Source organism: Pseudomonas migulae, assembly GCF_024169315.1.
In the GTDB taxonomy this organism is placed as follows: Bacteria; Pseudomonadota; Gammaproteobacteria; order Pseudomonadales; family Pseudomonadaceae; genus Aquipseudomonas; species Aquipseudomonas migulae_B.
On the sequence record NZ_JALJWR010000001.1, the window covers coordinates 3,988,139 to 4,014,527 of the forward strand.

General features: G+C 58.7%; 32 protein-coding genes. 11 read left to right on the forward strand and 21 right to left on the reverse strand.

Going from position 1 to position 26,389, the window contains the following annotated elements; translation table 11 throughout:
* Window positions 1–70: 70 nt before the first annotated feature.
* Both J2Y86_RS18345 and J2Y86_RS18350 read right to left on the reverse strand, forming a co-directional pair.
* Window positions 71–802 (reverse strand): carbonic anhydrase, encoded by a 732-nt coding sequence (locus J2Y86_RS18345; RefSeq protein ID WP_253434381.1) that lies wholly within the window; start codon window positions 800–802, stop codon window positions 71–73.
* A 244-nt stretch (window positions 803–1,046) separates the two neighbouring features.
* Window positions 1,047–2,105 (reverse strand): PA0069 family radical SAM protein, encoded by a 1,059-nt coding sequence (locus J2Y86_RS18350; RefSeq protein WP_253434383.1) that lies wholly within the window; start codon window positions 2,103–2,105, stop codon window positions 1,047–1,049.
* 231 nt (window positions 2,106–2,336) lie between these two features.
* Between J2Y86_RS18350 and J2Y86_RS18355 the strand changes: the two genes are divergently transcribed.
* Together J2Y86_RS18355 and J2Y86_RS18360 are read left to right on the forward strand one after the other, a co-directional pair.
* The gene (locus J2Y86_RS18355; RefSeq protein WP_253434385.1) at window positions 2,337–2,639 is read left to right on the forward strand and encodes a hypothetical protein; all 303 of its coding nucleotides are present in this window, start codon (window positions 2,337–2,339) and stop codon (window positions 2,637–2,639) included.
* Between the two features lie 191 nt (window positions 2,640–2,830).
* Window positions 2,831–3,472, forward strand: coding sequence for a phosphatase domain-containing protein (locus J2Y86_RS18360; protein WP_253434388.1), 642 nt, complete (start codon window positions 2,831–2,833; stop codon window positions 3,470–3,472).
* 45 nt (window positions 3,473–3,517) lie between these two features.
* Here J2Y86_RS18360 and J2Y86_RS18365 read toward each other — a convergent pair whose 3' ends face one another.
* Complete coding sequence (locus J2Y86_RS18365; RefSeq protein WP_253434391.1) at window positions 3,518–3,805, reverse strand: YheV family putative zinc ribbon protein; 288 nt, start codon at window positions 3,803–3,805, stop codon at window positions 3,518–3,520.
* Window positions 3,802–5,853: an oligopeptidase A gene (gene prlC, locus J2Y86_RS18370; RefSeq protein WP_253434394.1), complete on the reverse strand. Its 2,052-nt coding sequence runs from the start codon at window positions 5,851–5,853 to the stop codon at window positions 3,802–3,804. The genes J2Y86_RS18365 and prlC overlap by 4 nt, the downstream gene beginning before the upstream one ends.
* 89 nt (window positions 5,854–5,942) lie before the next feature.
* On the opposite strand from prlC, the gene J2Y86_RS18375 reads away from it, so the two are divergent.
* Both J2Y86_RS18375 and J2Y86_RS18380 read left to right on the forward strand, forming a co-directional pair.
* Complete coding sequence (locus J2Y86_RS18375; RefSeq protein ID WP_253434397.1) at window positions 5,943–6,488, forward strand: gamma carbonic anhydrase family protein; 546 nt, start codon at window positions 5,943–5,945, stop codon at window positions 6,486–6,488.
* A 27-nt stretch (window positions 6,489–6,515) separates the two neighbouring features.
* Window positions 6,516–7,166, forward strand: a complete 651-nt coding sequence (locus J2Y86_RS18380; protein ID WP_253434399.1) for an HAD family hydrolase — start codon at window positions 6,516–6,518, stop codon at window positions 7,164–7,166.
* Window positions 7,167–7,258: 92 nt separating this feature from the next.
* Here J2Y86_RS18380 and J2Y86_RS18385 read toward each other — a convergent pair whose 3' ends face one another.
* The gene (locus J2Y86_RS18385; RefSeq protein WP_253434402.1) at window positions 7,259–8,350 is read right to left on the reverse strand and encodes an aminopeptidase; all 1,092 of its coding nucleotides are present in this window, start codon (window positions 8,348–8,350) and stop codon (window positions 7,259–7,261) included.
* Between the two features lie 60 nt (window positions 8,351–8,410).
* Between J2Y86_RS18385 and J2Y86_RS18390 the strand changes: the two genes are divergently transcribed.
* Together J2Y86_RS18390 and J2Y86_RS18395 are read left to right on the forward strand one after the other, a co-directional pair.
* A complete protein-coding gene (locus tag J2Y86_RS18390; protein WP_253434406.1) occupies window positions 8,411–8,833 on the forward strand; it encodes a hypothetical protein in 423 nt (140 codons plus the stop codon).
* A gap of 40 nt (window positions 8,834–8,873) precedes the next feature.
* The gene (locus J2Y86_RS18395; RefSeq protein ID WP_253434408.1) at window positions 8,874–9,296 is read left to right on the forward strand and encodes a hypothetical protein; all 423 of its coding nucleotides are present in this window, start codon (window positions 8,874–8,876) and stop codon (window positions 9,294–9,296) included.
* 6 nt (window positions 9,297–9,302) lie between these two features.
* Here J2Y86_RS18395 and J2Y86_RS18400 read toward each other — a convergent pair whose 3' ends face one another.
* Both J2Y86_RS18400 and J2Y86_RS18405 read right to left on the reverse strand, forming a co-directional pair.
* Window positions 9,303–9,542, reverse strand: coding sequence for a DUF1161 domain-containing protein (locus J2Y86_RS18400; RefSeq protein WP_253434411.1), 240 nt, complete (start codon window positions 9,540–9,542; stop codon window positions 9,303–9,305).
* A 150-nt stretch (window positions 9,543–9,692) separates the two neighbouring features.
* Window positions 9,693–10,124 carry an OsmC family protein gene (locus J2Y86_RS18405; protein ID WP_253434414.1) on the reverse strand — a complete coding sequence of 144 codons (432 nt, stop codon included), beginning with the start codon at window positions 10,122–10,124 and terminating at the stop codon, window positions 9,693–9,695.
* Between the two features lie 244 nt (window positions 10,125–10,368).
* Between J2Y86_RS18405 and J2Y86_RS18410 the strand changes: the two genes are divergently transcribed.
* Window positions 10,369–11,370 carry an LLM class flavin-dependent oxidoreductase gene (locus tag J2Y86_RS18410; RefSeq protein WP_084317486.1) on the forward strand — a complete coding sequence of 334 codons (1,002 nt, stop codon included), beginning with the start codon at window positions 10,369–10,371 and terminating at the stop codon, window positions 11,368–11,370.
* A 68-nt stretch (window positions 11,371–11,438) separates the two neighbouring features.
* On the opposite strand, the gene J2Y86_RS18415 is transcribed toward J2Y86_RS18410, so the two are convergent.
* Entirely contained in the window at window positions 11,439–11,663 is a 225-nt protein-coding gene (locus J2Y86_RS18415) for a DUF1161 domain-containing protein (RefSeq protein ID WP_253434417.1), read from the reverse strand.
* 122 nt (window positions 11,664–11,785) lie between these two features.
* Window positions 11,786–12,001, reverse strand: coding sequence for a dodecin (locus J2Y86_RS18420; RefSeq protein ID WP_010465710.1), 216 nt, complete (start codon window positions 11,999–12,001; stop codon window positions 11,786–11,788).
* Window positions 12,002–12,159: 158 nt separating this feature from the next.
* On the opposite strand from J2Y86_RS18420, the gene J2Y86_RS18425 reads away from it, so the two are divergent.
* The gene (locus J2Y86_RS18425) at window positions 12,160–12,486 is read left to right on the forward strand and encodes a DUF883 family protein (RefSeq protein WP_253434420.1); all 327 of its coding nucleotides are present in this window, start codon (window positions 12,160–12,162) and stop codon (window positions 12,484–12,486) included.
* Here J2Y86_RS18425 and J2Y86_RS18430 read toward each other — a convergent pair.
* On the reverse strand, window positions 12,483–13,376 hold the full coding sequence (locus tag J2Y86_RS18430) for a LysR family transcriptional regulator (protein WP_253434423.1): 894 nt from the start codon (window positions 13,374–13,376) through the stop codon (window positions 12,483–12,485). The two genes, J2Y86_RS18425 and J2Y86_RS18430, sit on opposite strands and share 4 nt — an antisense overlap.
* A gap of 112 nt (window positions 13,377–13,488) precedes the next feature.
* Here J2Y86_RS18430 and trpB point away from each other — a divergent pair, with 112 nt between their 5' ends.
* The 3 genes from trpB to J2Y86_RS18445 all read left to right on the forward strand — a co-directional run bounded on the left by trpB (window position 13,489) and on the right by J2Y86_RS18445 (window position 16,101).
* The gene (gene trpB / locus J2Y86_RS18435; protein ID WP_253434426.1) at window positions 13,489–14,724 is read left to right on the forward strand and encodes a tryptophan synthase subunit beta; all 1,236 of its coding nucleotides are present in this window, start codon (window positions 13,489–13,491) and stop codon (window positions 14,722–14,724) included.
* Window positions 14,724–15,536, forward strand: a complete 813-nt coding sequence (gene trpA, locus J2Y86_RS18440; RefSeq protein WP_253434429.1) for a tryptophan synthase subunit alpha — start codon at window positions 14,724–14,726, stop codon at window positions 15,534–15,536. The genes trpB and trpA overlap by 1 nt, the downstream gene beginning before the upstream one ends.
* A gap of 121 nt (window positions 15,537–15,657) precedes the next feature.
* Window positions 15,658–16,101, forward strand: a complete 444-nt coding sequence (locus J2Y86_RS18445; protein ID WP_253434432.1) for an anti-virulence regulator CigR family protein — start codon at window positions 15,658–15,660, stop codon at window positions 16,099–16,101.
* 110 nt (window positions 16,102–16,211) lie between these two features.
* Here J2Y86_RS18445 and J2Y86_RS18450 read toward each other — a convergent pair whose 3' ends face one another.
* From J2Y86_RS18450 to J2Y86_RS18500, 11 genes are all read right to left on the reverse strand, one after another.
* The gene (locus J2Y86_RS18450) at window positions 16,212–18,173 is read right to left on the reverse strand and encodes a DUF7844 domain-containing protein (protein WP_253434436.1); all 1,962 of its coding nucleotides are present in this window, start codon (window positions 18,171–18,173) and stop codon (window positions 16,212–16,214) included.
* Complete coding sequence (locus tag J2Y86_RS18455) at window positions 18,170–18,490, reverse strand: DUF2388 domain-containing protein (protein WP_253434439.1); 321 nt, start codon at window positions 18,488–18,490, stop codon at window positions 18,170–18,172. The genes J2Y86_RS18450 and J2Y86_RS18455 overlap by 4 nt, the downstream gene beginning before the upstream one ends.
* Before the next feature lie 27 nt (window positions 18,491–18,517).
* Complete coding sequence (locus J2Y86_RS18460; protein WP_253434442.1) at window positions 18,518–18,826, reverse strand: DUF2388 domain-containing protein; 309 nt, start codon at window positions 18,824–18,826, stop codon at window positions 18,518–18,520.
* Between the two features lie 107 nt (window positions 18,827–18,933).
* A complete protein-coding gene (locus J2Y86_RS18465) occupies window positions 18,934–19,251 on the reverse strand; it encodes a DUF2388 domain-containing protein (RefSeq protein WP_017335802.1) in 318 nt (105 codons plus the stop codon).
* Window positions 19,252–19,396: 145 nt separating this feature from the next.
* On the reverse strand, window positions 19,397–19,606 hold the full coding sequence (locus J2Y86_RS18470; protein ID WP_253434446.1) for a DUF1127 domain-containing protein: 210 nt from the start codon (window positions 19,604–19,606) through the stop codon (window positions 19,397–19,399).
* A gap of 257 nt (window positions 19,607–19,863) precedes the next feature.
* Complete coding sequence (locus J2Y86_RS18475) at window positions 19,864–20,079, reverse strand: DUF1127 domain-containing protein (RefSeq protein ID WP_007947887.1); 216 nt, start codon at window positions 20,077–20,079, stop codon at window positions 19,864–19,866.
* 319 nt (window positions 20,080–20,398) lie between these two features.
* A complete protein-coding gene (locus J2Y86_RS18480) occupies window positions 20,399–21,892 on the reverse strand; it encodes an acetyl-CoA hydrolase/transferase family protein (protein WP_253434448.1) in 1,494 nt (497 codons plus the stop codon).
* 180 nt (window positions 21,893–22,072) lie between these two features.
* Complete coding sequence (locus tag J2Y86_RS18485) at window positions 22,073–23,506, reverse strand: NAD(P)(+) transhydrogenase (Re/Si-specific) subunit beta (RefSeq protein ID WP_253434451.1); 1,434 nt, start codon at window positions 23,504–23,506, stop codon at window positions 22,073–22,075.
* Entirely contained in the window at window positions 23,506–23,829 is a 324-nt protein-coding gene (locus J2Y86_RS18490; RefSeq protein ID WP_007947884.1) for an NAD(P) transhydrogenase subunit alpha, read from the reverse strand. The genes J2Y86_RS18485 and J2Y86_RS18490 overlap by 1 nt, the downstream gene beginning before the upstream one ends.
* Before the next feature lie 15 nt (window positions 23,830–23,844).
* Window positions 23,845–24,966, reverse strand: a complete 1,122-nt coding sequence (locus J2Y86_RS18495) for a Re/Si-specific NAD(P)(+) transhydrogenase subunit alpha (protein ID WP_253434455.1) — start codon at window positions 24,964–24,966, stop codon at window positions 23,845–23,847.
* A 435-nt stretch (window positions 24,967–25,401) separates the two neighbouring features.
* Complete coding sequence (locus tag J2Y86_RS18500) at window positions 25,402–26,301, reverse strand: LysR family transcriptional regulator (protein WP_253440359.1); 900 nt, start codon at window positions 26,299–26,301, stop codon at window positions 25,402–25,404.
* Window positions 26,302–26,389: the final 88 nt, after the last annotated feature.

Below are 26,389 nucleotides of genomic sequence, written 5' to 3' on the forward strand. Positions count from 1 at the left end.
AAGTTTTCTTCAGGCATGGCGAAGCCGGGCTGCTTGATCAGCAGCCTCGGTCAAACCACACAGGAATTTTTTAGAAGCGCGCTTTGGGCGTCGCCACCGGAATTGGATGGCTGCCATCGAGAGGCAGGAAGCAACCCTGATCCGCGTCGTAAGCTTTGATTTCGCTGGTTTCGATGCTGTAGACCCAGCCATGGATAAACAGCTGACCGTTGGCCATGCGCGAGGCCACCGACGGGTGCGTACGCAAATGCTGCAACTGGGCGATCACATTCTCTTCGGTGAGGATGTGCATGCTTTCGTTTTCATCGGCGCAGTGGCAGTTTTCCTGGACCATGGTTTTCGCCACTTCGGCATGACGCAACCAGGCTTTGACCGTTGGCATTTTTTCCAGGCTCTGCGGGTTGAGCACCGCACGCATGGCGCCGCAGTCGGAATGCCCGCAGATGATGATGTGCTGCACGCCGAGTGCGAGCACGGCGTATTCGATGGCGGTGGAAACACCGCCGTTCATTTGCCCATAAGGCGGCACGACGTTACCGACGTTACGGGTTACGAACAGGTCGCCGGGGGCGCTTTGGGTAATCAGTTCAGGAACGATGCGCGAATCGGCGCATGCAATGAACATCGCTCTGGGGCTCTGGGCCGTGGCGAGTTTTTTGAACAGTTCTTCCTGCTGCGGAAAAACCTCATGATGAAAATGCAAAAAGCCGTCAACAATATGCTGCAGCGCTGCATCGGCGGTTTCCGCCTCCGGTTGGGCTGAAGCCGACACAGCCAACGGCTGTTTATCCTTGTCACTCATAAATTCATCCTCATTGGCGGAGTCAGGGAATTTTCCCGTTTTGTCCGGTGTGAAGCCAGTGGCTGGTTAAAAAACATCCAGGTCATGAACCCCGACCCGTCAGTCACTCGATGAACAAGGTAGCCGCCGAAACTTAACTCAAACTGAATCAACCGCTCTAAAACGTGCGTTACAGGTTACAAAAAATGTGACCAGCCTAAATATGTCACACGTTTACTACTACTCAACCATAGGCCAATTGTCCTCAAATCAACGACATCTGGCGACCCGGCGGACAAAAGGCATCGCAATCCAGATTGAAACCCTCCCGTCGATTGAGTCCCAGGCGTTTGATGGTTTTGGCAAACCGTTGCGCCAGCAGGTCGGCAAACGGACCTTCGCCACGCATCCGGCTGCCAAACCGACTGTCGTAGAGCTCACCGCCGCGGCTCTGGCGAATCAGGCTCAACACATGGGTGGCGCGTTGAGGGTAGTGGGCCGCCAGCCATTCCTCGAACAACGGCGCCACCTCCAGTGGCAGGCGCAACATCATGTAGGCCGCACTTTGTGCACCGGCCGCCTGCGCTTCGGTCAGCAGGCTTTCGAGCTCGCTGTCGTTGATCATCGGAATCATCGGCGAACACAGCACACCCACCGGAATCCCGGCTTCACGCATCACACGGATCGCCCGCAGACGGGCCTTGGGCGCAGCGGCGCGGGGTTCGAGGATGCGTTTGAGTTCATCGTCCAGGGTGGTGAGGCTGATCATCACCGCCACCAAACGTTGCTCGGCGAGTTCGGCCAGCAGGTCCAGGTCGCGCAGAATCAGCGAGCCCTTGGTAATGATGGTCACGGGATGGCGGTAACGCAGCAGCACTTCCAGGGTTTTGCGGGTGATCTTGTGTTCGCGCTCGATGGGTTGATACGGATCGGTGTTGGAACCCAGGTTGATCGGCGCGCATTGATAACCGCGTTTGGACAGCTGTTCCTCGAGCACATCGGCGGCGTTGGTCTTGGCGATCAGTTTTGTTTCGAAGTCCAGCCCGGGTGACATGTCCCAATAAGCGTGGCTGGGCCGCGCATAGCAATAAATGCAGCCGTGCTCGCAGCCGCGATAGGGATTGATCGAACGATCGAAGGGCAGGTCCGGCGAGTTGTTGCGGGTAATGATGGTTTTCGCGGTTTCGATGCGCACCTCGGTGCCCTGGGTGATCGGCGCTTCCTGGTACCAGCCGTCGTCCTCGGCCACCGAACGATTTGGCGCGAAGCGGTTATGCGGATTGGTGGCGGTGCCGCGACCGCGCGGCGGCAAGGGGGTGTTCATCGATCAATACTCGTTGCTGTATGTGCATACAGTATCCGAGGTCGAGCGAAGCGGCCAGTGCCGTTCGGCACTCCGGCCAGACAGGGAACTTATTTGCAATGTAGTTGATCGGCAAGTGCAACTTTATGACACGCGGGGAAACATAAGGCGAATAGCTTGGACGCTAACTTCATAAGTAGTATTTGTCTCGCACGAAGCTTCGTGCATTAACTCATTAAATGGAATTTATAAATGTCGTTTTTTAATCAGCGCGGTATCTTCTTACAACTTATGCAACCAAGTCCTTCGGAGCCAAACACGCTCGTTTCAATGCAGCTTGCCCGTAAGGAGTTGGGTTGGGATGCCGCTACCGAAGCGCAGACCGAAGCGCTGGTGGATTCCGTCTATATGACGGCAACCTCGGTTGATGGCGGCCGTTCTTTCAACCTCAAAACAGTCAAAAGTGATGTGGACGGTGATGGCGATATCGACAGTGACGACAAGGCAAAACTGTTGGCGCTGGCAAAAGCTTATTCCAGTATCGTCAACCCATAAGCCTGTTATCGCTGAGCCTGTGTGAATATTCATGCAGGCTTGGTTGTAGTGGGTAAGTGTGATGATCGTTTGTACTAACTATCGAATCAAAATTGGCCTTCACGATTCTTTGACAGATGGCTCACGGACCTTTGACCGTTCAACGCTCATTGTGGCGTCGTCACCCCCGCCTCTCAATACGGTCGCCGAGCATGTCCTCACGCCTTATCCCTGCGATATGTCTGTCGCTGGTTGCACTGTTCAACCTGACGCTCGTTCACGCTGACGAGACAATCGAGCCCCGTCCTGCGGAGTGGGCTCAACCGGTCGAGGCTCAGTACAACCTTTTCCAGATGTCCCCAACGCTCTATCGCAGCGCATTACCCGACCGTGGAGTCGTTCCCTTGCTGGCAAAACTCAAGGTCGTCACCGTGATCAACTTCCTCCCCGAGTCCGATTCAAGCTGGCTGACCACGCCAGGTATCGAGCAGGTTCAACTGCCTTACCGCACCAATCATGTGGATGATGCGGATGTGCTCAGGTCCCTTCGTGCCATCCAGAGCGCCGAGGCCAATGGCCCGGTGTTGATGCACTGCAAACACGGCTCGGACCGGACGGGCCTGATGGCCGCCATGTACCGGGTGGTCGTGCAGGGATGGAGCAAGGAGGATGCGCTGAGCGAGATGACTCAAGGCGGCTTCGGTGACAGCACCCACTTCAGGGACGGTGTTCATTACATGATGCAGGCCGATGCCGACAAACTGCGTACTGCGCTGGCCAACGGGGATTGCAGCACGAGTCCGTTTGCTGCCTGTTCGATGAAAAGCTGGTTCAAGTCTGCCCACGTCGAGTAAACGGCACCTTCCACGGCGTTGCGCTGTGGAAGGCGACCGCTGTACTCAGTGCTGTTCGTCAGGCTTTTTCTTCAGCTTCGGGTTCGGGAAAAACTGTACGGCCTGAACCTTGGCGTCCGGCACTTTCAGCGCCGAAACATTGACCCGCGTCCCCAATTCCTTGGGCACGGACTGGCCTTGTTCATTCAACGTGTCCGAATACCCGCAGCCCACGCATTCGCGATGCGGGACATCGTCTTCGCTCCACATCATCAACTTGTCCGGCACACTACAGGCCGGGCAGACTGCCCCGGCGATGAAGCGTTTTTTCGTCTTCACAGGCCCCTCACTCATGCTGCTGCGTCCTCACTCAGGCCGCTGTGGCGCAAGAGTGCGTCAATCGACGGCGCACGGCCACGGAAGTCGACGAACAGCACCATCGGTTCCTGAGAACCGCCGCGCGCCAGGATCGCTTCGCGGAAGGCGCGACCGGTTTCGGGATTCAGCACACCGTCCTCTTCGAACTTCGAGAATGCGTCCGCGGACAGTACTTCTGCCCATTTGTAGCTGTAGTAACCCGCGGCGTAACCACCGGCGAAAATGTGCGCGAAGCTGTTCGGGAAGCGGTTGTAAGCCGGCGGACGCATGACCGAGACCTCGTCGCGCACGCCTTCGAGCACTTGCAGCACGCTGCGGCCATCGCCGTGGGTGGCATGCAGTTCGAAGTCAAACAACGAGAATTCCAGCTGGCGCACCATCATCAGGCCGGACTGGAAGTTCTTCGCCGCGAGCATTTTTTCCAGCAGATCCTGGGGCAGCGGCTCACCGGTTTCGTAATGACCGGAAATCAGCGCCAGGCCTTCCGGCTCCCAGCACCAGTTTTCCATGAACTGGCTTGGCAGCTCGACCGCATCCCACGCCACGCCGTTGATGCCGGACACGCCTGCGTGTTCGACGCGGGTCAGCAGGTGATGCAGGCCGTGACCGAATTCGTGGAACAGGGTGGTCACTTCGTCGTGCGTCAGCAGCGCAGGCTTGCCGCTGTCGGCCGGGGTGAAGTTGCACACCAGATTGGCCACCGGGTTTTGCAGTGCGCCTACAGCGGTGCGGCGACGGTCGCGGGCGCCGTCCATCCAGGCGCCGCCGCGTTTGTTGGCGCGGGCGTAGAGGTCGAAGAAGAAGCGGCCGACATGCTGGCCGTTTTCCTTGATCTCGAACAGGCGAACGTCCGGGTGCCAGGTGTCGAAGCCTTTCTGCTCGGCGATTTCGATGCCGTACAGGCGTTGAACGATGGCAAACAGACCGCTCAACACTTTATCGATCGGGAAGTAGGCGCGCAGGGCTTCCTGGGCAACGCTGTAACGTTGTTCGCGGAGTTTTTCACCGTAGAAACCGCTGTCCCAGCTTTGCAGGTCCGGGCAGCCTTGTTCGGCGGCGTAGGCCTTGAGCTGTTCCAGATCCTGGGCGGCGAACGGCTTGCTGCGCTTGGCCAGGTCGCGCAGGAAACTCAGCACCTGATCGCTGGACTCGGCCATTTTGGTGGCCAGGCTCAGCTCCGAGAAACTGGCGAAGCCCAAGAGTCTCGCCAGCTCCTGGCGCAGGTCGAGGATTTCCTCCATCACCGGGCCGTTATCGTTCTGACCGGCATTCGGGCCTTGGTCCGACGCGCGGGTGCAGTAGGCGGCGTAGACTTCTTCGCGCAGGGCACGGTCGTGGGCGTAGGTCATTACCGCGTAGTAGCTCGGGAATTCCAGGGTGATCAGGAAGCCTTCCAGACCCTTGGCCTGGGCTGCGGCGGCCATTTGCGCCTTGGCCGAGTCGGTCAGACCGGCGAGGGCGGCTTCGTCGGTAACGTGCTTGGTCCAGGCTTGGGTCGCATCGAGCAGCTGGTTGGAGAAGCGGCTGCCCAGTTCCGACAATTTGCTTTGCACTTCGGCGTAACGCTTTTGCTCGGCTTCAGGCAGATCAATACCCGACAGACGGAAGTCACGCAGGGAGTGTTCCAGGATAGTTTTCTGCGCCACATCGAAACCGGCGGCTTCCGGACTGTTGGCCAGGGCTTCGAAGGCCTCGAACAATTCGCGGTTCTGGCCCAGCTCGGTAGAGTAGGCACTCAGGGCGGGCAGGCAGGACTCGTAGGCTTCGCGCAATTCGGCGCTGTTGCACACGGCATTCAGGTGGCTGACCGGGCTCCAGGCCGCGCCCAGACGATCGTTGAGTTCGTCCATCGCCAGCACGAGGCCGGCCCAGGTCGGTTGTTTGCCCTGGGTTTTGAGGATCTCGATAATCGCGGCGCGGTTGTCAGCCAGGATCTGTTCAATGGCCGGTTGCACGTGTTCGGCGCGGATCGCCGAGAACGGCGGCAGGTCGTAGGACTGCAAAAGAGGGTTGTTCACGCTCACGGTTGGCACCTTGGCTGGAAGAAACATGCGGCCATCTTAATTACAATCGACGCTCACCGCAGCTATCGGCAACAGAGAGAAACCCTATCGTGACCCTTCGCAAGTATCAGAACCACACGCCACTGCTGGGCAAAGGCGCTTTTGTCGACAGCTCGGCGGTGGTGATCGGCGACGTCGAAATCGGCGATGACAGCTCCGTTTGGCCGCTGACGGTGATCCGCGGCGACATGCACCGCATCCGCATCGGCGCGCGCACCAGCGTGCAGGACGGCTGTGTGCTGCACATCACTCACGCCGGGCCGTTCAATCCTGATGGCTTTGCGTGTTTGATCGGTGATGACGTGACTATCGCGCATAAAGTCATGCTGCACGGGTGCAGCGTGGGCAGCCGGGTGCTGATCGGCATGGGCAGCATCGTCATGGACGGCGCTGTGGTCGAGGACGATGTGATCATCGGTGCCGGCAGCCTGGTGCCGCCAGGCAAACGCCTGGCAAGCGGCTTTCTGTATGTGGGCAGCCCGGTGAAACAGATCCGTCCGCTGACGGACAAGGAACAGGCCTTTTTCACCTACAGCGCGGCGAACTACGTGAAGCTCAAGGACCTGCATCTGGCTGAAGGCTACGACCAGATCTGACATCGACGCCCTTATTCAGGATTCAACATGCATTACCAAACCGTTTTGTTCGACCTCGATGGCACCCTGACCGATCCACGCGAGGGGATCACCCGCTCGATCCAGTTCGCCCTGAGCAAACTGGGAATCGACGAGCCCGACCTGACCCGACTCGAACATTTCATCGGCCCGCCGTTGTTGCAGGCGTTCATGCAGTTCTACGACTTCGATGAGCCCAAAGCCTGGGAGGCGGTAAACTTCTATCGCGAGCGCTTCAAGGTCACAGGACTCTATGAAAACCGCGTGTTCGACGGTGTCACGCCACTGCTGGAAACTCTCGGCGGGCAAGGGCGCCAGCTGTACATCGCGACCTCCAAGCCGTGGATCTTCGCCCGGGAAATCGCCCGGCACTTCGACTTTGCCAAGCACTTCAAAGTCATTTACGGCAGCGAACTGGATGGCACGCGAACCAACAAAGTCGAGCTGATCGCCCACCTGATGGCCGAAGAAGGCCTGGACCCGGCCAGCACCCTGATGATCGGCGATCGCAAACATGACCTGATCGGCGCACGCAGCAACGGGCTGGATGCGGCGGCGGTGGGTTATGGTTTTGGCAGTCGGGAAGAGCTGAGCGCAGAAGCGCCGACTTATCACTTTGAAACGCTGGATGAGATGCATCAGGCGTTTTTGCAACGCTAGTGAAATTGCCTTCGCGGGCAAGCCCGCTCCCACAGGATTTGTGTACACAGCAGAACCAATGTGGGAGCGGGCTTGCCCGCGAAGAGGCCGGTTCAATCACCGGAAATTTTCGATTCCGCTAATATTTTCAATGCCGCTTTACGCTCACCAACGGGCAGCGCACCAAGCTTCTCTACCGCCGCATAAAACTTCACCCAATCCCCATCCTCTTGCCTGAACAACGCCACAAACGCCGGCACCCACTGGTCGTACAAACCAAACGGCAACAACCGGGCGTTGTTCATCGGTGCGTTGATCCAGGCGTCATAGCGTTTGTCTCCGGTCCATTGGCTGTCGCGTAACTGCCGGTATTCGGCGCGCAACCGCTCGAACTCGGCCGCTTTGCGTTGACGCATCAGCTCGCTGGTCAGTGGCTGAGCGTATAGCTGTTCAAGCCGCTTGCGAGTGTCCAGAACCAGTTGAATGAACTGATCCCGCCGCTGCGCTTCGGCGCCATTGTCCGGGGCCAACCCGCGATGGGCACGCCATTGCCGAGTGCCTTCCTGCTCCACAAAAGTGGCGAAGGATTCATTGAACTCTGTGTCGTCCTTCACATAAAAACGCTGATGCGCCAACTCATGGAAGATCAAGGTCGCCAGCCGCTCGTCGCCCCAACCCATCATCGAACTGATGATCGGATCGTTGAACCAGCCGAGCGTCGAATAGGCCTCGACACCGCCGATCGACACGTCCATACCTTGCAATCGCAACAATGCAGCTTCGCCACGGGCCGCGCTCTGGCTGTAATAGCCGCGATAGGCCACGCAACCGGCGACGGGGAAACAATGGTTTTGCGGGGTGAGGGAAAATTCCGGCGTGGCGAACACGTTCCAGACTACGAACGGTCGGCCAATGTCAGCGTACAAGCGGTAGCTCTGGTTATCCGGCAGATGCAGCTGCTGGCTGGCGAACGTCCGTGCCTTCTGCGACTGGGCCAGATGCGCACGCAACTTCGCATCGCGAGCCGGGTCGGCGATTACGTCGGAAACCGGCTCCCGCGCCCGCAGCAATTGCAGCTGACCACTGGCCAATTGGCCGTAATAGCTGACGCTGGTGCAGCCATTGATAAACAAAAACAACACACCCGGAAACAAAACGCGCAAAACGCGATCAAGTAACCCAAGGCTTGGAAGCGGCCTGATCAAAATAAAATCATCCCTGGAGAGTCTGCCCGCAAGACTATCCCGCCTGACTGGAGCTCCGCTATGCGCAAGATGATGCTGACGGGAGGCCTGTTGATGCTGACAGGCTGTGCAGGATTCGGATTACCTCAACCTGATCCCGCTCAAGCGTGGATCGACCTCGACTCACAGCAGCAAGACACGGCGCTGCAGGCGTTGGAAGTCGATGACAAGGCCTCCACGGACAAACGCTATTTCGAGGTTCAGCCCGGCAGTCATGAGTTGACGGTGCGTTATCAATTCGCGGTCGAGCCGAGCAATATCGGGCCTTCCGCCGAACCGCTGTGGCGCGATTGCCAACTGAATGTAAAATTCAACAGCTTCAACGCGGGTGAGAAATATCAGCTGAAAGCAGGGAATATCGGCTTTCGGCCGTGGGCCAAGCTCTATGATCAACAGCGAAAAGTGATAGGCCAGGGCACACCGGCGGGCTGCCAACGCACTTGATCGGCGTTATGCTGAATGCCCAATCCTCGGGACATTCATCATGCGCAGGTTGTTGCTATTGCTCGCGGCAGGCGCCTTCGCCGGTTGCCAGAGTCCGTTGCCGGCAGTCAATCCACAGATGGCGTGGGTCGAATTTTCTACGCCATTCCCCAACGATAAGTTGCTGATGGCGGAGCGACTGGACAAGCAGCGATTGCGCGATGGGCGCTTCTTCCAGGTTACGCCCGGCAGCCATGAGCTGATCGTTCGTTTCGACTTCGAAGTGCCCGGTGGTGGTGGCTTGGGTGTGATGAACGGTCCTTCGGAACGGTTGTGTTACCTGACCATCAAGTACGATCATTTTGAAGCCGGCCAGCGTTATGTGTTGGAAGGCCGTTCGATAGCGTTCACTCCCGGCGCCCGGTTGTACAACGCCAAGCGGGAAATCGTCGCTGAAGACCGAGAGTCCTATTGCCTCATGTGAGGCGTATCAGCGGTCGTTCTTCTGGTAAATGATGGCTTTTCTACCGTAGTCGCACGTGCCTACGACCATCGCGGCGTCATGCTTGTCGGCCTCTTCCTTCGACACGATTTCCAGCGTGTAGGAGGGCACGGCATTCGCCTGAATCTTCACTTCGATCTCATTCTTGAGCTCTTCGCAATCTTTGGGCGCTGCATACGCTGAGGTCGCCAGCACACCGCAGATAACCGCCAGGGCAAGACGTTTCATGGTTGAAGCTCCTTTTGAGGCAGCACGCACCTTGATGCATTTTCGCTGCTGTCATTTATTCGACCACAGTTTCGCCAGCCGGGTTTTGTTTCAGCGCAAAAAAATCGCAGCCTGTCGAAGGCTGCGATCACTTATCGCGATAACGCGGATCTAGCTGACCAGCGTGGCATCCAGGCTGATCTTCGCATTCAGCACTTTGGACACCGGGCAGCCTTCTTTGGCTTTATTGCTCAGTTCCTCGAACTGCGCCTGAGTCGCGCCAGGGATTTTTGCCTTGAGGATCAGTTTCACCGCCGTGATAGCGAACCCGCCGTCCACCTGGTCCAGTGTGACCTCGGCATCGGTATCGATGCTGTCAGCCTTGAGACCGGCATCGCCGAGAATCATCGAAAATGCCATGGAGAAACAGCCCGCGTGGGCCGCGCCGATCAGCTCCTCCGGATTGGTACCTTTACCGCCTTCGAAACGGGCCTTGAAACCGTAGGGCGCTTCTCTGAGAACACCGGTCTCCGTGGAAATCGAGCCGATGCCGGTTTTCAGATCACCTTCCCAATGCGCCGATGCTTTCTTGGTAATAGCCATGTCTGCCTCCTCAGGATCCGGCGCGAAGCGTCGCGCCTTCGTGGTTTTCGGTTGTTAGGGTTCTGAGGATAGACGGTGATGCAAAGTTCACCTGATCTCTTAAATCCTACCGTTTTCGTAGGTTTTTTTGCCTTGGCTATTGAAACTCGGGTATATGCCCTCATTGCATGAAACACGCTTATGGATTCGGCAGGTTTTCGTTTACAAGAAAAAACCTGCGTCCTCAATTTGGAGAAGCAGGTTTATGAAACGACTGTCCGATATCAAATTCTCAACCCTTGATCTGGTGCCTGTTCGCGAGAACGGCAGCGCAGCGCAGTCGCTGCGTAACTCTCTGGACCTGGCGCAGCACGTCGAAAAATTCGGTTACAACCGTTTCTGGGTCGCAGAGCACCACAACATGGACGGCATCGCCAGCTCGGCGACCTCGGTGTTGCTTGGCTATCTAGCCGGTGGCACGTCCACCATCCGGGTCGGCTCGGGTGGCGTAATGTTGCCCAACCACGCGCCGCTGGTGATCGCCGAACAGTTTGGCACCCTCGAAAGCCTTTATCCGGGTCGGATCGACCTGGGTCTGGGACGCGCCCCCGGCTCCGATCAAATGACCGCTCGCGCCCTGCGTCGTGAGCGCTCCGGCAGCGCCGACGATTTTCCTGAAGATGTGGCGGAGCTGATGCGCTACCTCGGCCCTCGCACGCCGGACCAGCGAATCATCGCGATGCCGGGCACCGGCACCAATGTCCCGGTCTGGTTGCTGGGTTCGAGCTTGTTCAGTGCACAACTGGCGGGTGAGCGCGGTTTGCCCTACGCCTTCGCTTCCCATTTCGCACCACGTTTCATGCATGAGGCGATTCGCGTCTATCGCAATCACTTCAAGCCTTCCGCGGTGCTGGATAAGCCTTACGTGATGCTGGGCGTTCCGCTGGTCGCGGCTGACACCGACGAGCAGGCCGAGTATCTGGCAACGTCGGTCTATCAGCGCATCCTCGCGTTGATGCGCGGCCAAAGCCTGGTGCAACGTCCGCCGGTGAAAACCATGGACGGCCTGTGGTTGCCCCACGAGAAAGACGCGGTCCATGATTTCCTGGGGCTGGCGATGGTCGGTAGCCCGCAAAAAATCCGCGCCAAGCTGGACGTGCTGATTGAGCAGACCCAGGCAGACGAGCTGATTTTTACCTGCGACCTGTACGAACATGCCGACCGCGTGCACTCCTACGAGCTGCTGGCGCAGGTCATGAAAGGCTGACGCTCAAATAGCGCACACAAAAAAGCCGACGCCATTGCGTCGGCTTTTTCATTGATGATGGAATCGGCCTACCGCTTGTAGACGATTTCCTTGGTGCCTTTTTCACATCTGCCGACGATTTCTCCTCCGTCAGTAGGAGTGCCTTTATCAACGATTTCCAGTGAATAACCTGCAACGCCCTTGGCATCAAGTTTCGCTGCGATTTCGGCTTTGAGCTCTTCGCACGACTTGCCTTCAGCCAAGGCCGTCCCCGCAAGGCTCAACAAACCTACCGCCAACATAAACTTCTTCATCGGTCGCACTCCCTGGTCGGATCAAAGGGAGCATCCAGCCATCGGCCGGATGCAAATATATAGCGTATTGCCATTCCCTATGGCACTCGGCCAGCGCGCAAGTTCAGAAGACTCGCTCAAATTCAGCTGCTGGCAATCCGGAACCCGACTTTGAGCGTTACCTGGAAGTGTGCAGCCTTGCCGTCCTTGATGTGCCCGCGGGTTTCGGTCACTTCAAACCATTCCAGGTGCTTGATGCTCTTGTTGGCTTCGGCCAGTGCGTTGTTGATGGCGTCTTCAATGCTGCTGGTGGATGAGCCGACAAGCTCGACTTTCTTGTAAGTGTGATGGTCAGTCATGGGCGTTCTCCTCAGGGTGTGAAATACAGCCTAGCAGTGATTTTTCGTATTACTTCTGTCGGCTCCTCCGACGCAGAAGTTCAGATTTACTGCACTTTCTCGAACCCCTGAAGTCCCAACCAACACACGCCACTCATCACCAATGCAGGAGAGCCACCATGGCCAACACCTCTTTACGTAAAGCCTCATTGCAAAGCATGGAAGCCGAGATCGAGAGTCTGCTGAAGTCTTTGGAAAACCTGAAGGACGACGCCTCGGACGAGTCGCGTAAAACCCTCAAGGCCTTGAAAGCCAACGCCGAGAATGCCCTGAAGCATTCGCGTCATCTGCTCAGCGATGCGTATGAAGAAGTCAAAGTCAAAACCCGTGAAACCGGGATTGCTACTCGGGACTACGCCCAGGAACACCCTTGGACTACAGCCGGTGTCGCTGTGGGTGCGCTGGGTCTGCTCGCGGCTTACCTGCTGTGCAAGCGCGGCGACTAATCGGCTTGGCGCAGCTCGTTTTTGAGCCACTGCGCCAGCTGCCGAGCGCGCCCGTCCGCGGCGCGCTTGGGTAGCCACAACGCCAGTTGCGCCGAGGTTTCACTGAAACCCCATGGCGCAACCAGGCGACCGGCCTTCAAGTCCTCGGCCACCAGCGGTTCAGGGGCAATCGCCACGCCCAGCCCGGCGACCGCCGCCTCCAGCAAATAATACAAATGCTCAAAACCCTGCCCGTACTTCAACGCACTGGCGTCGAGGCCGCTTTGCTGCGCCCAGCTTGGCCAGGCCTGCGGACGTGAGGTGGTGTGCAGCAACGGTTCGTTCAACAACACGCTTGCCGGTGATTTTTCGAGTCGGTCGTATCCGGCGATGCGAGGGCTCATGACCGGGCCGATGCGTTCGCTGGCCAATTCGTAGACCTGCATGTCCGCGGGCCATGGCGGCTCGGCAAACACCAGTAAGGCGTCCAGCCCCGGTCGACGAGGATCGAGATCGCCTTCTCCGGCCGACAGGTGCAGGCGCAGGTCCGGCAAGTCAGCATTCAACCGGCCCAGGCGCGGAATGAACCAGCGCGCCAGCAGACTTCCCGAGCAGCCGAGCACGAACGGTGCGTCGGCAGTGCTTTGCGTCAACTCGGCGCAGACGGTGCGCAAGCGTTCGAACGCTTCACCACTGGCGTCGCGCAAACGCACGCCGGCATCTGTGAGTTTAAGGCCGCGTCCATCCTTGATGAACAGGCTCACCCCGAGATGCTCTTCCAGCACTTTCAGTTGTCGGCTGACTGCGCCATGAGTGACGTGCAGCTGTTCGGCGGCCCGACTGACGCTATTCAGGCGGGCAGTGGCTTCGAAAGCGCGAAGGGCGTTCAGCGGGGGAAGGTCATGGCTCATGGGATCTGTGAGTTTTCCTGACAGGTTGCGGCGATCTTATCGGTTTTCAGCCTGGGGCGTCAGGGGTAGAGTTAAGCCCATTGTCATCTTACGCATTCAACCGGAGCGACCCATGACCCAGACTAATCTGCGCAACGGCCCCGACGCCAACGGCCTGTTTGGCGCGTTCGGTGGCCGCTACGTCGCCGAAACCCTGATGCCGTTGATCCTCGATCTGGCCCGCGAATACGAAGCGGCCAAGGAAGATCCGGCATTCAAAGAGGAATTGGCCTACTTCCAGCGCGACTACGTCGGACGTCCGAGCCCACTGTATTACGCCGAACGCCTGACCGAGTTCTGTGGTGGCGCGAAGATCTATCTGAAGCGTGAAGAGCTGAACCACACCGGCGCGCACAAGATCAACAACTGCATCGGTCAGATCCTGCTGGCTCGGCGCATGGGCAAGAAACGCATCATCGCCGAGACCGGCGCCGGCATGCACGGCGTGGCAACGGCCACCGTGGCCGCGCGTTTTGGCCTCGACTGCGTGATCTACATGGGCACTACCGACATCGAGCGTCAGCAAGCCAACGTATTCCGCATGAAACTGCTGGGCGCCGAAGTCATCCCGGTGGTCGCCGGCACCGGCACCCTGAAAGATGCGATGAACGAAGCGCTGCGTGACTGGGTGACTAACGTCGACAGCACTTTCTACCTGATTGGTACCGTGGCCGGCCCGCACCCTTATCCGGCGATGGTTCGCGACTTCCAGGCTGTCATCGGCAAGGAAACCCGCGACCAGTTGCAAGCCCAGGAAGGCCGTCTGCCCGACAGCCTGGTGGCGTGCATCGGCGGTGGTTCCAACGCCATGGGCCTGTTCCATCCCTTCCTCGACGACAAAAGTGTCGAAATCATTGGGGTCGAGGCGGCCGGTCACGGCATCGAAACCGGCAAGCACGCTGCCAGCCTGAACGGCGGCGTACCGGGTGTGTTGCACGGCAACCGTACCTTCCTGTTGCAGGACGACGACGGCCAGATCATCGATGCTCACTCGATTTCCGCCGGTCTCGACTACCCGGGCATCGGCCCGGAACACGCCTGGTTGCATGACATCGGTCGCGTTCAATACACCTCGGTGACCGACGATGAAGCCCTCGACGCATTCCATAAATGCTGCCGTCTGGAAGGGATAATTCCGGCGCTGGAAAGCGCCCATGCCCTGGCCGAAGTGTTCAAACGTGCACCGGGCCTGCCGAAAGATCACCTGATGGTGGTCAACCTGTCCGGCCGTGGTGACAAAGACATGCAAACCGTGATGCACCACATGGAACTCGCTCAACAAGAGCAATCCCAGCAGGAGAAACACTGATGAGCCGCCTGCAAACGCGTTTTGCCGAACTCAAGGAACAGAACCGCGCCGCCCTGGTGACCTTCGTGACCGCCGGCGACCCGAGCTATGACACTTCGCTGGCGATTCTCAAAGGCTTGCCCGGCGCTGGCGCTGATGTGATCGAGTTGGGCATGCCCTTCACCGATCCAATGGCCGACGGTCCGGCGATCCAGTTGGCGAACATTCGCGCACTGGCGGCCAAACAGAACCTGACGAAAACCCTGCAAATGGTGCGCGAGTTCCGTGAAGGCAACAGCGAAACGCCGCTGGTGCTGATGGGTTACTTCAACCCGATCCACATGTACGGCGTGCCACGTTTCATCGCCGACGCCAAAGAAGCTGGCGTGGATGGTCTGATCGTGGTCGACCTGCCGCCCGAGCATAACGGCGAACTGTGCGACCCCGCCCAGGCGGCCGGCCTGGACTTCATTCGTCTAACCACCCCGACAACCGACGATGTCCGTCTGCCAACCGTTCTGAATGGCAGCTCCGGTTTTGTCTACTACGTGTCTGTGGCCGGTGTGACCGGTGCCGGCGCGGCAACGCTGGAGCACGTTGAAGAAGCTGTTGCGCGTCTGCGTCGCCACACTGATCTGCCGATCAGCATCGGTTTCGGTATTCGTACACCGGAGCAAGCGGCGTCCATCGCGCGTTTGGCCGACGGTGTCGTGGTGGGTTCGGCGTTGATCGATCACATCGCCAATGCATCGACGCCAGAACAGGCGATTGATGGCGTGTTGAGTCTTTGCTCGGCGCTGGCTGATGGCGTGCGTAAGGCCCGCGTCAGCTGAAGGTAAAGTTCCTGATACAGAGGAATTAGAGCCTCGCGGCACAGACTAAACAGCAAGACCGAGGGCTTCAGGACTACGTTCTGAAGCCCTTTTTGCTGTAGGTGCAGTGAGGAAAGACCTGATGAAAATGCCGAAACGTCTGATTGCCAGCCTGGGCGTGCTGATGCTCAGTGCCACCCCGTTGCTGCATGCCAATGCCGATCAGCGCGACGATCACGACCGCGGCGGCCAGCAACAAGGCCATTACGACAATCACGGCGATGACCACCGTGGCCCGCAGGACAATCATCGCGGCGGCCCTCCGCCACGGGACTTTGGCCCGGTACGCCAAACCATCCACGACAATCATGGCTATTTCGTACGCGGCGCGCCGCCACCTCCCGGCATTCATCTGGTACGTGGTCGGCCGTTGCCGCGCGGTTATTACGGAGAACGCCTGGATAATCGCGCGCTGAGTCGACTGCCGTATTATCCGGGTTACGAATGGCGGCGCGCGGGTGGCGACATTGTGCTGATCGCCGTGGGCAGCGGGATTGTTTATGAAGTTCTGGAAGGGGTTTTGTAGTGCTGGAGGGACGCGCTTCTGCGTAATGCCAAAAAAGATCGCAGCCTTCGGCAGCTCCTACACAGGATCGCAATCCCGTGGAGCTGCCGAAGGCTGCGATCTTTTGATGTTCACGGCAACTCCAATCCGCCCGATGCTTTATGCAGTTTCCGCAAATGCTCGCCAACCTGTTTCAGGTTGGCTTCGTTGGCGGCCATCTCCGCTGCACGGCTCGGCTCGAGCAAGGCTCTCACTTCCTTGTCCAGATCACCGGTCAATGCCTGAAGCTGTTTCTGCCGCAGACTGCTTTCCGATTCCAGACGTTGCCATTCGCTGGGCTGTGGCAATCCATACCCACCGGTGCCGAGCAGCTCCGCTGGACGGCTGAGGAAGCCGCTGTTGGCGAGAATCTGCTGCAACGTCGCGTTGGCTTTGTCCATGCCACCGTTCTTCAACTCCCGAGCACCCAGATAGCGTTGCTTCACTTCGTCCTGAGCCAGCACCAGTTGTTGGCGGAACGCGGCCTGCTCCAGCAACAGCAACGCCGCGCTGGTGCGCAGGTCAGCCTGATCGATCCATTTGCGACGCTCTTCAGCCTTCAATGCCAGCCAGTCTTCGACCTTGTCCTGTTTGATCGGCAGGTGCTTCTTCAGCACTTCGAACATCGCTTGATAGCGATCGCGGAAAGAGTCGAAGCGGTAGCCCAGACGCAGCGCCTCGCGAGGATCGTCCAGCACGCTGGTATCCGCCAGGCCGCGGCCCTTGAGTACTTCCAGCAAACCGTTGGGCATGATGTTGTCCAGTCCGACCAGCTTCGCGTTGTTGGTGCCGCTGCGTAGCAACTTCAGGCCTTCGACCGCGCAGTTGTTGGATAGGAAGAAGTAATTGCCGTCGTAGCTCCAGTGCATCTCGGCGGCGTGTTCCACCACGTCTTCGATCTCGTTGCGCGACAGGTTCAGCGGCACCGAGGCGAGGCTGCGCAGTTCGGTCTTGGTGTACTCGTCGATGACCTGGGCCAGCGGCAGGACGAACAGGCGCGACGGATACTTGCCGACCAGGCCGTCCCAGCTCGACAGCTGTACGTCACCGACAAAGGCGCGATAGGACAACACCAGGTGCTGATCCAGGTCCAGCCGGCAATCCGGTCCGCGTGGTCGGCCGGGTGCACAGATCACCAGGCGCAACATGCTGTGGCCCCAGCGGCTGACCCAGTTCTGGTTGGCTTCGGCCAGCAGATAGTCCACGGCATACACCCGTTCCGGATCGACCTGACCCAAGGGTTGTTTGGCGAAGTCATTGCCGGCGTTGAGGAAGGCGAAGGATTTGCCGCAGGTGTCTTTGGCCGCGGGCGCCCAGCCGAAATGTTCCTTGTAGTAGCGGTACAGCGCAGGGCGGCGACAGGCGTAGCTCGGGTCGAGGAGGAAATACTCCATGTTGACCGCGACGAACTCTTTGGGGCTGCTGGTTTCGTAGATGTCCGGGCTGCGAGCGATCTGTCGGTTGTACTGTTCGCGTTCGCCGCGACGGCCGACGTATTGCGGCCAGCCAGCGAGGTCAAGCAGGCGCGGGTCGTCGCTGAGGGTAAAGCGTCGGGAGGATTGGCCGCGGCATTCATCCGGAATGCCGATCAGGCCGGAGCTGTTGTTACGCCGGGTGCAGCGTTGGATCAGCGTGCGTTCGGCAGCTGACCAGAAACGCGAGCGGTCGTAAATGTGGGTGAGCTCGTGCAGCACTGTGGCGAGCATTTCGCGGCGGACGGTGCCGTGAGGGCGATAGGTCTTTTTTGTTGCAGCGCTGCCGTCGGTGAGGCTGGCGAGCAGGTTGCGGTTGAGATCGAGCTCGGACACCAGCGACGCCTGGCCGTAGGCATTGCTCGGCATGTCATCGGTCCAGCCGACGTCTATGCGCCGGTCGAGTTGCTCGATGAACCGCGGCGGCAGCGCCTGCATGGCTTCATCAAGCAGCGCCTGGCTGGCCTGTTGTTGCGCAGGGCTCAAGCCTTCGGTCTTGAGCCGTAATTGCAGGCTGGCCTGGGCCGTATTGCCAAGCAGCAACACGACCCCGGCCAGTAGCCAGGCACTAAACGACCTCACAGTGCGAGGATGGCTTCGGCGAGTACCTGATCACTGGCATCCCGGGCTTCCGGCACGCGTGTGCGCAATGTATCGAAGGCCGCTTCCAGGTGCGCACCACGGATTTCACCTTCACTGGCGACGAAACTGGCCGCATCGTCGTGGGCTTCACGGACGATTTTCGAATCACGGATCGACGTGGTGGTGTCGGACGTGAAATCGAGTGTGCGCTGGGTGGCGTTGATAATGATGTTACTGGTGGCTACCAGGGTGTGCGCCTGGGCCAGATCGGCCAATAACAGCAGGCCAAGGGTGGCGACAATCAGCGGGCTACGCATGGAACGACTCCGGAGGAACAAGGATAACTATTGGACGAGAATAGCCTGTGCCAGTTCAAGATCGCTTGCATGAAGTTTTGGCTGGGCCCGACGCAGGTAAACCAGCGCGGATTCCAGTCGTGCTCCTCGCAATTGGCCGTCGCTGGCAATGAATGACGCGGCGTCATCCCGGGCGGCCAGCAGCAGCTTACGGTCGAAGGGGGCGGAGGTCACCATGCTTGTGGCGTAGCCAGTGGCCACGAGACCCTGGGTCGTCAGGTCAATGGCATGGGCCGAGCCAGCCCAGCAGGCCGCCATGAAAACCGGTGTGATCAGTAGATGTGTAGGAAAACGCATGAGACTCGACAGTTGAAAGCGAGTCCAAAGGCTAGCGCAACGCCCGGTTTAGAGCCAGCGCCGAAACATTGGGACACGTTGGGCGTGTCCCAAAAGGAGATGACGTTTCAGATCGTCAGAATTGCCTGAGCCAGTTGAGCGTCCGTTGCGTTCAACCCTGGCGCCTGATGGCGAATGTGGTCGAGTGCACTTTCCAGTTTCACGCCGCGAATGGCGCCTTCGCTGGCGACAAAACTGGCGGCGTCATCACGGGCGGCACGGACGATCTTGTCATCCCGAAAGGACGACGTGACATCGGAAGTGGCGTCGGACGTGGCCTTGAGTGCACCGACGACAGCGTCGGTGGTCACGATGAAGCTGGTGGCGTGGGAATTGGCAGCCACGGCAAGCAGGGCTGCAGCGCTGAGCAGACGAAGACGGGACATGGTGTAACTCCTTTGGGTGAACCGATTGAGAGGTGGCGCGGTATCTGTTGAGTCAGACGCCTGTCGCGCGGTCATCGCCACGTTCTGGATTGATATTAGGCCTGTAGACAGCGGTTCGCACAGTCCCGTCTGTTCAAGCGAGACATCAGCGCCAGAACGGTTTATCCAGTTCCCTGACACGATCGGAAGGACTGATGCCCAGGTCAGACAGCTGTCGGCCATCGAGTTGCGCCAGTAAACGCCGGGTTCTGGCTCTTTCGAGGCTGTCGGCGAGGCCTCCGAGCAATCTTCTAGTCCAGGTAAATCGGGGCTTGGATTGCGGGGAGGTAGTGGCAAGATCCAGTAGGTGATCCATGGTGCAGTCCTTTTGCGGGCAGGTCGGGATTTCAATGATGATCCCGCCCGATATCCCGGGACAGACACACTCAAGTTAAATTGTACTGGTTCAGTTATATATGTTTGTTAACTGTACCTGTTGCTAGGTGTGGTTATTGTTTTGAGGATTTCGCAGCCCAAAACGACAAAACCCGTCGTGGTTTCCCACGACGGGTCTTGTTTGTTCAATTCGGGTGCTGGCGGTTGACCTTAAGGATCAGAGCCAGCGACGCTAACTTAGCGCCAGAACGGCTTGCTCAGCTCTTCGTAGCGTTGTGCTTCGCTAATCCCGGCGTCAGCCAGCAGACGCGAATCCAGGCGAGCCAGTTGGTGGCGGCTGGAGATGCGGCGCTGCCACAGCATCAGGTTGGCGATAACGCGCAGAGGCATGGAAGCCTGGGTTTTTGCAGCGGTGTCTTCGAAGAACAGATCGGAACTGAGTGTACGTTCCATGGTTTTCATCCTTCCGCTTGTGGCGGGATTAGGTAGTGGTTTAACTGATGCCAATGATCCTCTCGTTTGGCCAGTCTCTCTAGATACAGTTCACCTGTATTGTGAGGGACCAGTTAACTGTTAAAGGGTGGTGTACTGGTCAAAATTGAGGCAACTGTACTTGTCAGCACTGATATGGTGCGTTTATTAGGATTTCGGTCGATAGGGTAGGCAAATACGGTAGGAAATGACCGGTACAGCAGTACAGTTTTAAACACATTTCTGTCTGGCAATAGCGAGCTGACGAAACTGTGTTTGCGTCAGCCGCTATCTGTACCAATTACACCGCCAGCATCCGCCCGGTTTCTTCCAGGTTCATGTGCCAGCTCAGGGCGTCGCGCAGGATATGCGGGGTGTGTCCGCCGAGTGCGCAGGCGGCGGTGAAGTAGTCATCGAGGGCTTGGCGGTAGTCCGGGTGCACGCAGTTGTCGATGATGACGCGAGCCCGCTCCCGAGGGGCCAAGCCACGCAAGTCGGCCAGACCCACCTCGGTCACGAGGATGTCGACGTCGTGTTCTGTGTGATCGACGTGGCTGACCATAGGCACCACGCTGGAGATCGCGCCACCCTTGGCGATTGATTTGGTCACGAAGATTGCCAAGTGCGCGTTGCGCGCGAAATCGCCCGAGCCGCCGATACCGTTCATCATCCGTGTGCCACAGACATGGGTGGAGTTGACGTTGCCGTACAGGTCGAACTCCAGCGCGGTGTTGATGCCAATGATGCCGAGTCGGCGCACCACTTCCGGGTGGTTGGAAATTTCCTGCGGACGCAGGACCAGCTTGTCCTTGTAGCGCTCCAGGTTACCGAACACATCGGCGTTACGACGGCTCGACAAGGTGATCGAGCTGCCTGAGGCAAAGCTCAGCTTGCCGGCGTCGATCAAGTCGAAGGTCGAGTCCTGCAACACTTCGGAGTACATGGTCAGGTCTTCGAACGGCGAGTCGATCAGGCCGCACATCACGGAATTGGCGATGGTGCCGATGCCCGCCTGCAGTGGGCCGAGTTTGTTGGTCATGCGCCCGGCTGCCACTTCCTGCTTGAAGAAGCCGATCAGATGGTCGGCAATGGCCTGAGTGTCAACGTCCGGCGGCAGCACGGTCGACGGCGAGTCGGACTGGTTGGTGATCACGATCGCAACGATCTTTTCCGGCGGGATCGGAATGGCGGTGCTGCCAATCCGATCGTCGACCTTCACCAGCGGAATCGGCGTACGGGTCGGGCGGTACGTCGGGATATAGATGTCGTGCAAACCCTCGAGGTTCGGGTTGTGCGCCAGATTGATCTCGACGATCACGTGTTTGGCGAAGATCGCGAAGCTGGCCGAATTGCCCACGGAAGTGGTCGGCACGATGTGGCCCTGCTCGGTGATCGCTACGGCTTCGATCACTGCAATGTCCGGCAGTTTTAGCTGCTGATTACGCAGCGACTCCACGGTTTCTGAAAGATGCTGATCAATGAACATCACTTCGCCAGCGTTGATCGCCTTGCGCAAAGTGCTATCAACCTGGAATGGCATGCGTCGCGACAGAACGCCGGCTTCGGTGAGCTGTTTATCGAGGTCGTTGCCCAGGCTCGCGCCGGTCATCAACGTGATTTTCAGCGGGGTGACTTTGGCGCGTTCGGCCAATGCGTGAGGCACGGCCTTGGCTTCGCCGGCGCGTGTGAAACCGCTCATGCCGACGGTCATGCCGTCCTCAATCAGAGCGGCAGCGTCAGCTGCGCTCATCACCTTGTCCAACAACGAAGGCAAGCGAATACGATCACGGTACATGGGTTGTTATCTCGGGTAACGGAAGCAAGGTGTGCAGTCTAGTGGCTTGAAAAAAATCCGTCCCGCTACCATGGTCGAATGCCAAGCCCTGATTTAGAGCCTTTGGTCGGGTTTCACGGGGAATAAAAAAACCCCAGCCTACTAAAGGCTGAGGTTTTGGGTATTGCGTTGGAGCAAGTTTTATTCGACGGCTTTGACCATGTCTTCGATGACTTTCTTGGCGTCGCCGAAGACCATCATGGTTTTGTCGAGGTAGAACAGCTCGTTGTCCAGACCGGCATAACCGCTGGCCATCGAACGCTTGTTGACGATGATGGTCTTGGCCTTGAACGCTTCGAGAATCGGCATGCCGGCAATCGGCGATTTCGGATCGTTCTTCGCGGCCGGGTTGACCACGTCGTTCGCGCCGAGCACCAGCACCACGTCGGCCTGACCGAACTCAGAGTTGATGTCTTCCATCTCGAACACTTGGTCATAAGGCACTTCCGCCTCGGCCAGCAAGACGTTCATGTGGCCGGGCATCCGACCGGCCACCGGGTGGATCGCGTACTTCACGGTCACGCCGCGGTGGGTCAACTTCTCTGTCAGCTCTTTCAGCGCGTGCTGCGCCCGTGCTACCGCCAGGCCGTAACCCGGAACGATGATCACGGTATCGGCGTTGGCCAGCAGGAAGGTCGCGTCGTCAGCCGAGCCGGATTTCACCGGGCGGGCTTCCTTGGCGCCAACCGGGCCTGCTTCGGCCGTATTGCCGAAACCGCCGAGCAGTACATTAAAGAAGGAGCGGTTCATCGCCTTGCACATGATGTACGAGAGGATCGCACCGGACGAACCCACCAGCGAACCCGCGATGATCAGCATCGAGTTGTTCAGCGAGAAGCCGATACCCGCCGCTGCCCAGCCGGAGTAGCTGTTGAGCATCGATACCACTACCGGCATGTCCGCGCCGCCGATCGGGATGATGATCAGCACGCCCATCACGAAGGCCAGCGCCAGCATCAACGCGAAAGCGCCGAGGTTGCCGGTCATCATGAAGGTGATGCCCAGCGCGAGCGTCGCCAGACCCAGCAGCAGGTTGAGCTTGTGTTGACCGCTGAACTGTACCGGTGCGCCCTGGAACAGACGGAACTTGTACTTGCCCGAGAGCTTGCCGAATGCGATCACCGAACCGGAGAAGGTAATTGCACCGATGGCCGCGCCGAGGAACAGCTCCAGGCGGTTACCGGCAGGAATCGAATCGCCCAGCTGTTTGACGATGCCCAGGGATTGCGGCTCGACCACCGCCGCGATGGCAATGAATACCGCAGCCATCCCGATCATGCTGTGCATGAAGGCGACCAGTTCCGGCATCTTGGTCATTTCAACGCGCTTGGCCATGATCGAACCGGCAGTGCCGCCGACCAGTAGCCCGACAATGACGTAACCGATACCGGCGGTGGCAAGCTCTGCGCCCAGCTTATAGATGAGGCCCACGGTAGTGAGGATCGCCAGTGCCATGCCGAGCATGCCGTACAGATTGCCGCGCCGCGAAGTGGTCGGGTGCGACAGGCCTTTCAGGGCCTGGATGAAGCAGATGGACGCGATCAAGTAGAGCGTCGTTACGAGGTTCATGCTCATTACTTAGGCGCCTCTTCTTTTACGACTTTCGGGGCTTTCTTCTTGAACATCTCAAGCATCCGGCGAGTCACCAGGAAGCCACCAAAAACGTTCACCGCCGCCAGAGCCACCGCCAGGGTGCCCATGGTTTTGCCCAGAGGCGTGACGGTCAATGCCGCCGCCAGCATGGCGCCGACGATGACGATCGCCGAGATGGCGTTGGTCACGGCCATCAATGGCGTGTGCAGTGCAGGCGTAACGTTCCAGACCACGTGATAACCGACATAAATCGCCAGCACGAAGATGATCAGGTTGTAGATACCGGGGGAGATAAGCTCTTCCATCGTCTGAATCCCTGCTTAGGCGTTTTTGCGGATGACTTGGCCGTCGCGGCACATCAGGCACGCGGCGACGATGTCGTCTTCGAGGTTCACTTCGAACTGGCCTTCTTTGTTGAAGACCAGCTTCAGGAAGTCCAGCAGGTTGCGCGCATACAGTGCTGAAGCATCTGCCGCGACTGCGCCGGCCAGGTTGGTCGGGCCGCAAATGGTCACGCCATTCTCGACCACCACCTGATCCGCCACGGTCAGCGGGCAGTTGCCGCCCTGAGCCGCCGCGAGGTCGATGACCACTGAGCCTGGCTTCATTTGCGCGACGGTTTCCGCGCTCAGCAGCGTCGGTGCCTTGCGGCCCGGAATCAGGGCGGTGGTGATGACGATGTCGGCTTGCTTGGCGCGCTCGTGCACGGCCAGGGCCTGACGTTGCATCCAGCTGGCGGGCATCGGCCGGGCGTAACCGCCGACACCGACAGCGCATTCGCGCTCTTCATCGGTTTCGTACGGCACGTCGACGAACTTGGCGCCGAGGGATTCGATCTGCTCCTTCACCGCAGGACGAACGTCGGAGGCTTCGATCACTGCACCCAGGCGTTTCGCGGTGGCAATCGCCTGCAACCCCGCAACGCCGGCGCCAAGAATAAGCACGCGAGCCGCTTTCACGGTGCCCGCAGCTGTCATCAGCATTGGCATGAAGCGTGGGTAGTGGTGAGCGGCCAGCAACACGGCTTTATAGCCGGCGATGTTTGCTTGGGAGGACAGTACATCCAGGCTCTGGGCGCGGGAGGTGCGCGGCGCAGCTTCCAGTGCGAACGCGGTAATGCCGCACTCAGCCAGCTTGGCAATGGTTTCATTGCTGAACGGGTTGAGCATGCCCACCACAACGGTGCCGCTCTTGATCAGAGCCAGCTCGCTGTCGCTGGGGGCGACCACCTTGAGAATCAGCTCGGCACCAAACGCATCGTTGGCGCTGCCAATAATTGCGCCTGCCGCTTCATAAGCACTGTCGACAACGCTGGCCTTAATGCCGGCGCCGCTTTGCACAGTAACCTTATGACCCTGGCCGATCAGCTTCTTGATGGTTTCCGGGGTTGCAGCAACCCGTGTTTCACCCGTCTGGGTTTCGAGAGGAACACCAATGTGCACGTCAAATCTCCTGCGTGATCTTATTGAGTAAACCCAGGCACTTCGGATGGTGCGGCTGGGGCGGCCGATCAGCACGATCCCGCCAAATCAGGGCGGGGCGCGGCATTTTGCAGGCGAACTTTGTGCCCTTCAAGGGATTATGACGGGTGACGGAAAATTAACTACAAGTCACCCCGTGACCGAATGTCGCAACCACCCGGTTCAATCCCTTGCAGACCGTGCCTTGTAAGGATTCTGGCCGAAATTCAAGAATTTACACATCGGCACGGTGAATGAGGTGGTATTGCTGTCGAATAGCGGCTCAAGGCCACGTCTTCAGGCGCTTGTGGGACGTTTGTACCGCTTCGCGGTACAGTCTGCGAATATGCGACAAATACTTATATCTGTAGGGCTTTGAAGTTGCTGACTACGAGGTCAGCTAATTCCGATGAGCCGTTATCCCTCTAGGCTGTAGCCCTGCGCCTGATTCACCAGCCAATCGCGAAATGCCTTCAAAGACGCCGATTCGACTTTTCGCTCAGGAATCATCAAGTAATACGCCTTGATGCTCGACATTGCCTGAGCGTTGGCAATCACCAGCCGCTTCTCCGCCAGTTCGCGCTGAATCAGGAACGGCGGGATCAAGGCTATCCCCATGTCGTGCATCGCCGCTTGGGCAAGCATGGAGAATAGCTCGTAGCGCGGTCCTGTCATGTCGCGCGGGATATTAAGGTTTTGCGAGTTGAACCATTGGCGCCAGGCGTAGGGGCGGGTGGTCTGTTGCAGCAGGGGCAGCTCGGCGATTTCAGCGGGGGTTAGGTCTGTCTTTTTGCCCAGTAGAGTGGGGCTGCATACGGGCATCGGGTTTTCGCCCATCAGCCTGTGGGATTCAGTACCCGACCAGTCCGCATCGCCAAAGTAAATCGCCGCGTCGAAGTCGGTGTCGGCAAACAGGAAGGGGCGGGTGCGGTTAGTGAGGTTGACCGTCACTTCCGGATGTTTTTGCTGGAAATCCTTGAGTCTAGGCAAGAGCCATTGAGTGCCGAAGGTCGGCACAACCGCCAGCTCGATCACGTTGGCGCCTTGCTGGCCCATGACCGACAACGTGTCGCGCTCTACGGCATCGAGTTGGGTGGCGACCCTGCGGCTGTAGGAAAGCCCCGCTTCCGTCAGCTTGACCCCGCGCCGGGAGCGTCGGAACAGTTCCACACCGAGGAACTCCTCAAGGCTGGCGATCTGTCGGCAAATCGCTCCCTGGGTGAGTGAAAGTTCTTGGGCGGCCTTGGTAAAGCTCTCGTGGCGCGCGGCCGCTTCAAAGCTGATCATGGCTGTTGTGCTGGGAATCTTTCTGCGCATGTACGTCAACCTCACTAATGCATCGCATTAAATCTGTTTCGCGACGTTTCGGAGTGAGAAATTAGCACAACAGTATGCAAAATCCTCG

Coding starts and splice junctions, on each gene's coding strand:
- J2Y86_RS18345 (WP_253434381.1), bottom strand. CDS start 802: ATGAGTGACAAGGATAAACAGCCGTTGGCTGTGTCGGCTTCAGCCCAA.
- J2Y86_RS18350 (WP_253434383.1), bottom strand. CDS start 2,105: ATGAACACCCCCTTGCCGCCGCGCGGTCGCGGCACCGCCACCAATCCG.
- J2Y86_RS18355 (WP_253434385.1), top strand. CDS start 2,337: ATGTCGTTTTTTAATCAGCGCGGTATCTTCTTACAACTTATGCAACCA.
- J2Y86_RS18360 (WP_253434388.1), top strand. CDS start 2,831: ATGTCCTCACGCCTTATCCCTGCGATATGTCTGTCGCTGGTTGCACTG.
- J2Y86_RS18365 (WP_253434391.1), bottom strand. CDS start 3,805: ATGAGTGAGGGGCCTGTGAAGACGAAAAAACGCTTCATCGCCGGGGCA.
- J2Y86_RS18380 (WP_253434399.1), top strand. CDS start 6,516: ATGCATTACCAAACCGTTTTGTTCGACCTCGATGGCACCCTGACCGAT.
- J2Y86_RS18390 (WP_253434406.1), top strand. CDS start 8,411: ATGCGCAAGATGATGCTGACGGGAGGCCTGTTGATGCTGACAGGCTGT.
- J2Y86_RS18395 (WP_253434408.1), top strand. CDS start 8,874: ATGCGCAGGTTGTTGCTATTGCTCGCGGCAGGCGCCTTCGCCGGTTGC.
- J2Y86_RS18400 (WP_253434411.1), bottom strand. CDS start 9,542: ATGAAACGTCTTGCCCTGGCGGTTATCTGCGGTGTGCTGGCGACCTCA.
- J2Y86_RS18405 (WP_253434414.1), bottom strand. CDS start 10,124: ATGGCTATTACCAAGAAAGCATCGGCGCATTGGGAAGGTGATCTGAAA.
- J2Y86_RS18410 (WP_084317486.1), top strand. CDS start 10,369: ATGAAACGACTGTCCGATATCAAATTCTCAACCCTTGATCTGGTGCCT.
- J2Y86_RS18415 (WP_253434417.1), bottom strand. CDS start 11,663: ATGAAGAAGTTTATGTTGGCGGTAGGTTTGTTGAGCCTTGCGGGGACG.
- J2Y86_RS18420 (WP_010465710.1), bottom strand. CDS start 12,001: ATGACTGACCATCACACTTACAAGAAAGTCGAGCTTGTCGGCTCATCC.
- J2Y86_RS18425 (WP_253434420.1), top strand. CDS start 12,160: ATGGCCAACACCTCTTTACGTAAAGCCTCATTGCAAAGCATGGAAGCC.
- J2Y86_RS18430 (WP_253434423.1), bottom strand. CDS start 13,376: ATGAGCCATGACCTTCCCCCGCTGAACGCCCTTCGCGCTTTCGAAGCC.
- trpB (WP_253434426.1), top strand. CDS start 13,489: ATGACCCAGACTAATCTGCGCAACGGCCCCGACGCCAACGGCCTGTTT.
- trpA (WP_253434429.1), top strand. CDS start 14,724: ATGAGCCGCCTGCAAACGCGTTTTGCCGAACTCAAGGAACAGAACCGC.
- J2Y86_RS18445 (WP_253434432.1), top strand. CDS start 15,658: ATGAAAATGCCGAAACGTCTGATTGCCAGCCTGGGCGTGCTGATGCTC.
- J2Y86_RS18455 (WP_253434439.1), bottom strand. CDS start 18,490: ATGCGTAGCCCGCTGATTGTCGCCACCCTTGGCCTGCTGTTATTGGCC.
- J2Y86_RS18460 (WP_253434442.1), bottom strand. CDS start 18,826: ATGCGTTTTCCTACACATCTACTGATCACACCGGTTTTCATGGCGGCC.
- J2Y86_RS18465 (WP_017335802.1), bottom strand. CDS start 19,251: ATGTCCCGTCTTCGTCTGCTCAGCGCTGCAGCCCTGCTTGCCGTGGCT.
- J2Y86_RS18470 (WP_253434446.1), bottom strand. CDS start 19,606: ATGGATCACCTACTGGATCTTGCCACTACCTCCCCGCAATCCAAGCCC.
- J2Y86_RS18475 (WP_007947887.1), bottom strand. CDS start 20,079: ATGGAACGTACACTCAGTTCCGATCTGTTCTTCGAAGACACCGCTGCA.
- J2Y86_RS18480 (WP_253434448.1), bottom strand. CDS start 21,892: ATGTACCGTGATCGTATTCGCTTGCCTTCGTTGTTGGACAAGGTGATG.
- J2Y86_RS18485 (WP_253434451.1), bottom strand. CDS start 23,506: ATGAGCATGAACCTCGTAACGACGCTCTACTTGATCGCGTCCATCTGC.
- J2Y86_RS18490 (WP_007947884.1), bottom strand. CDS start 23,829: ATGGAAGAGCTTATCTCCCCCGGTATCTACAACCTGATCATCTTCGTG.
- J2Y86_RS18500 (WP_253440359.1), bottom strand. CDS start 26,301: ATGCGCAGAAAGATTCCCAGCACAACAGCCATGATCAGCTTTGAAGCG.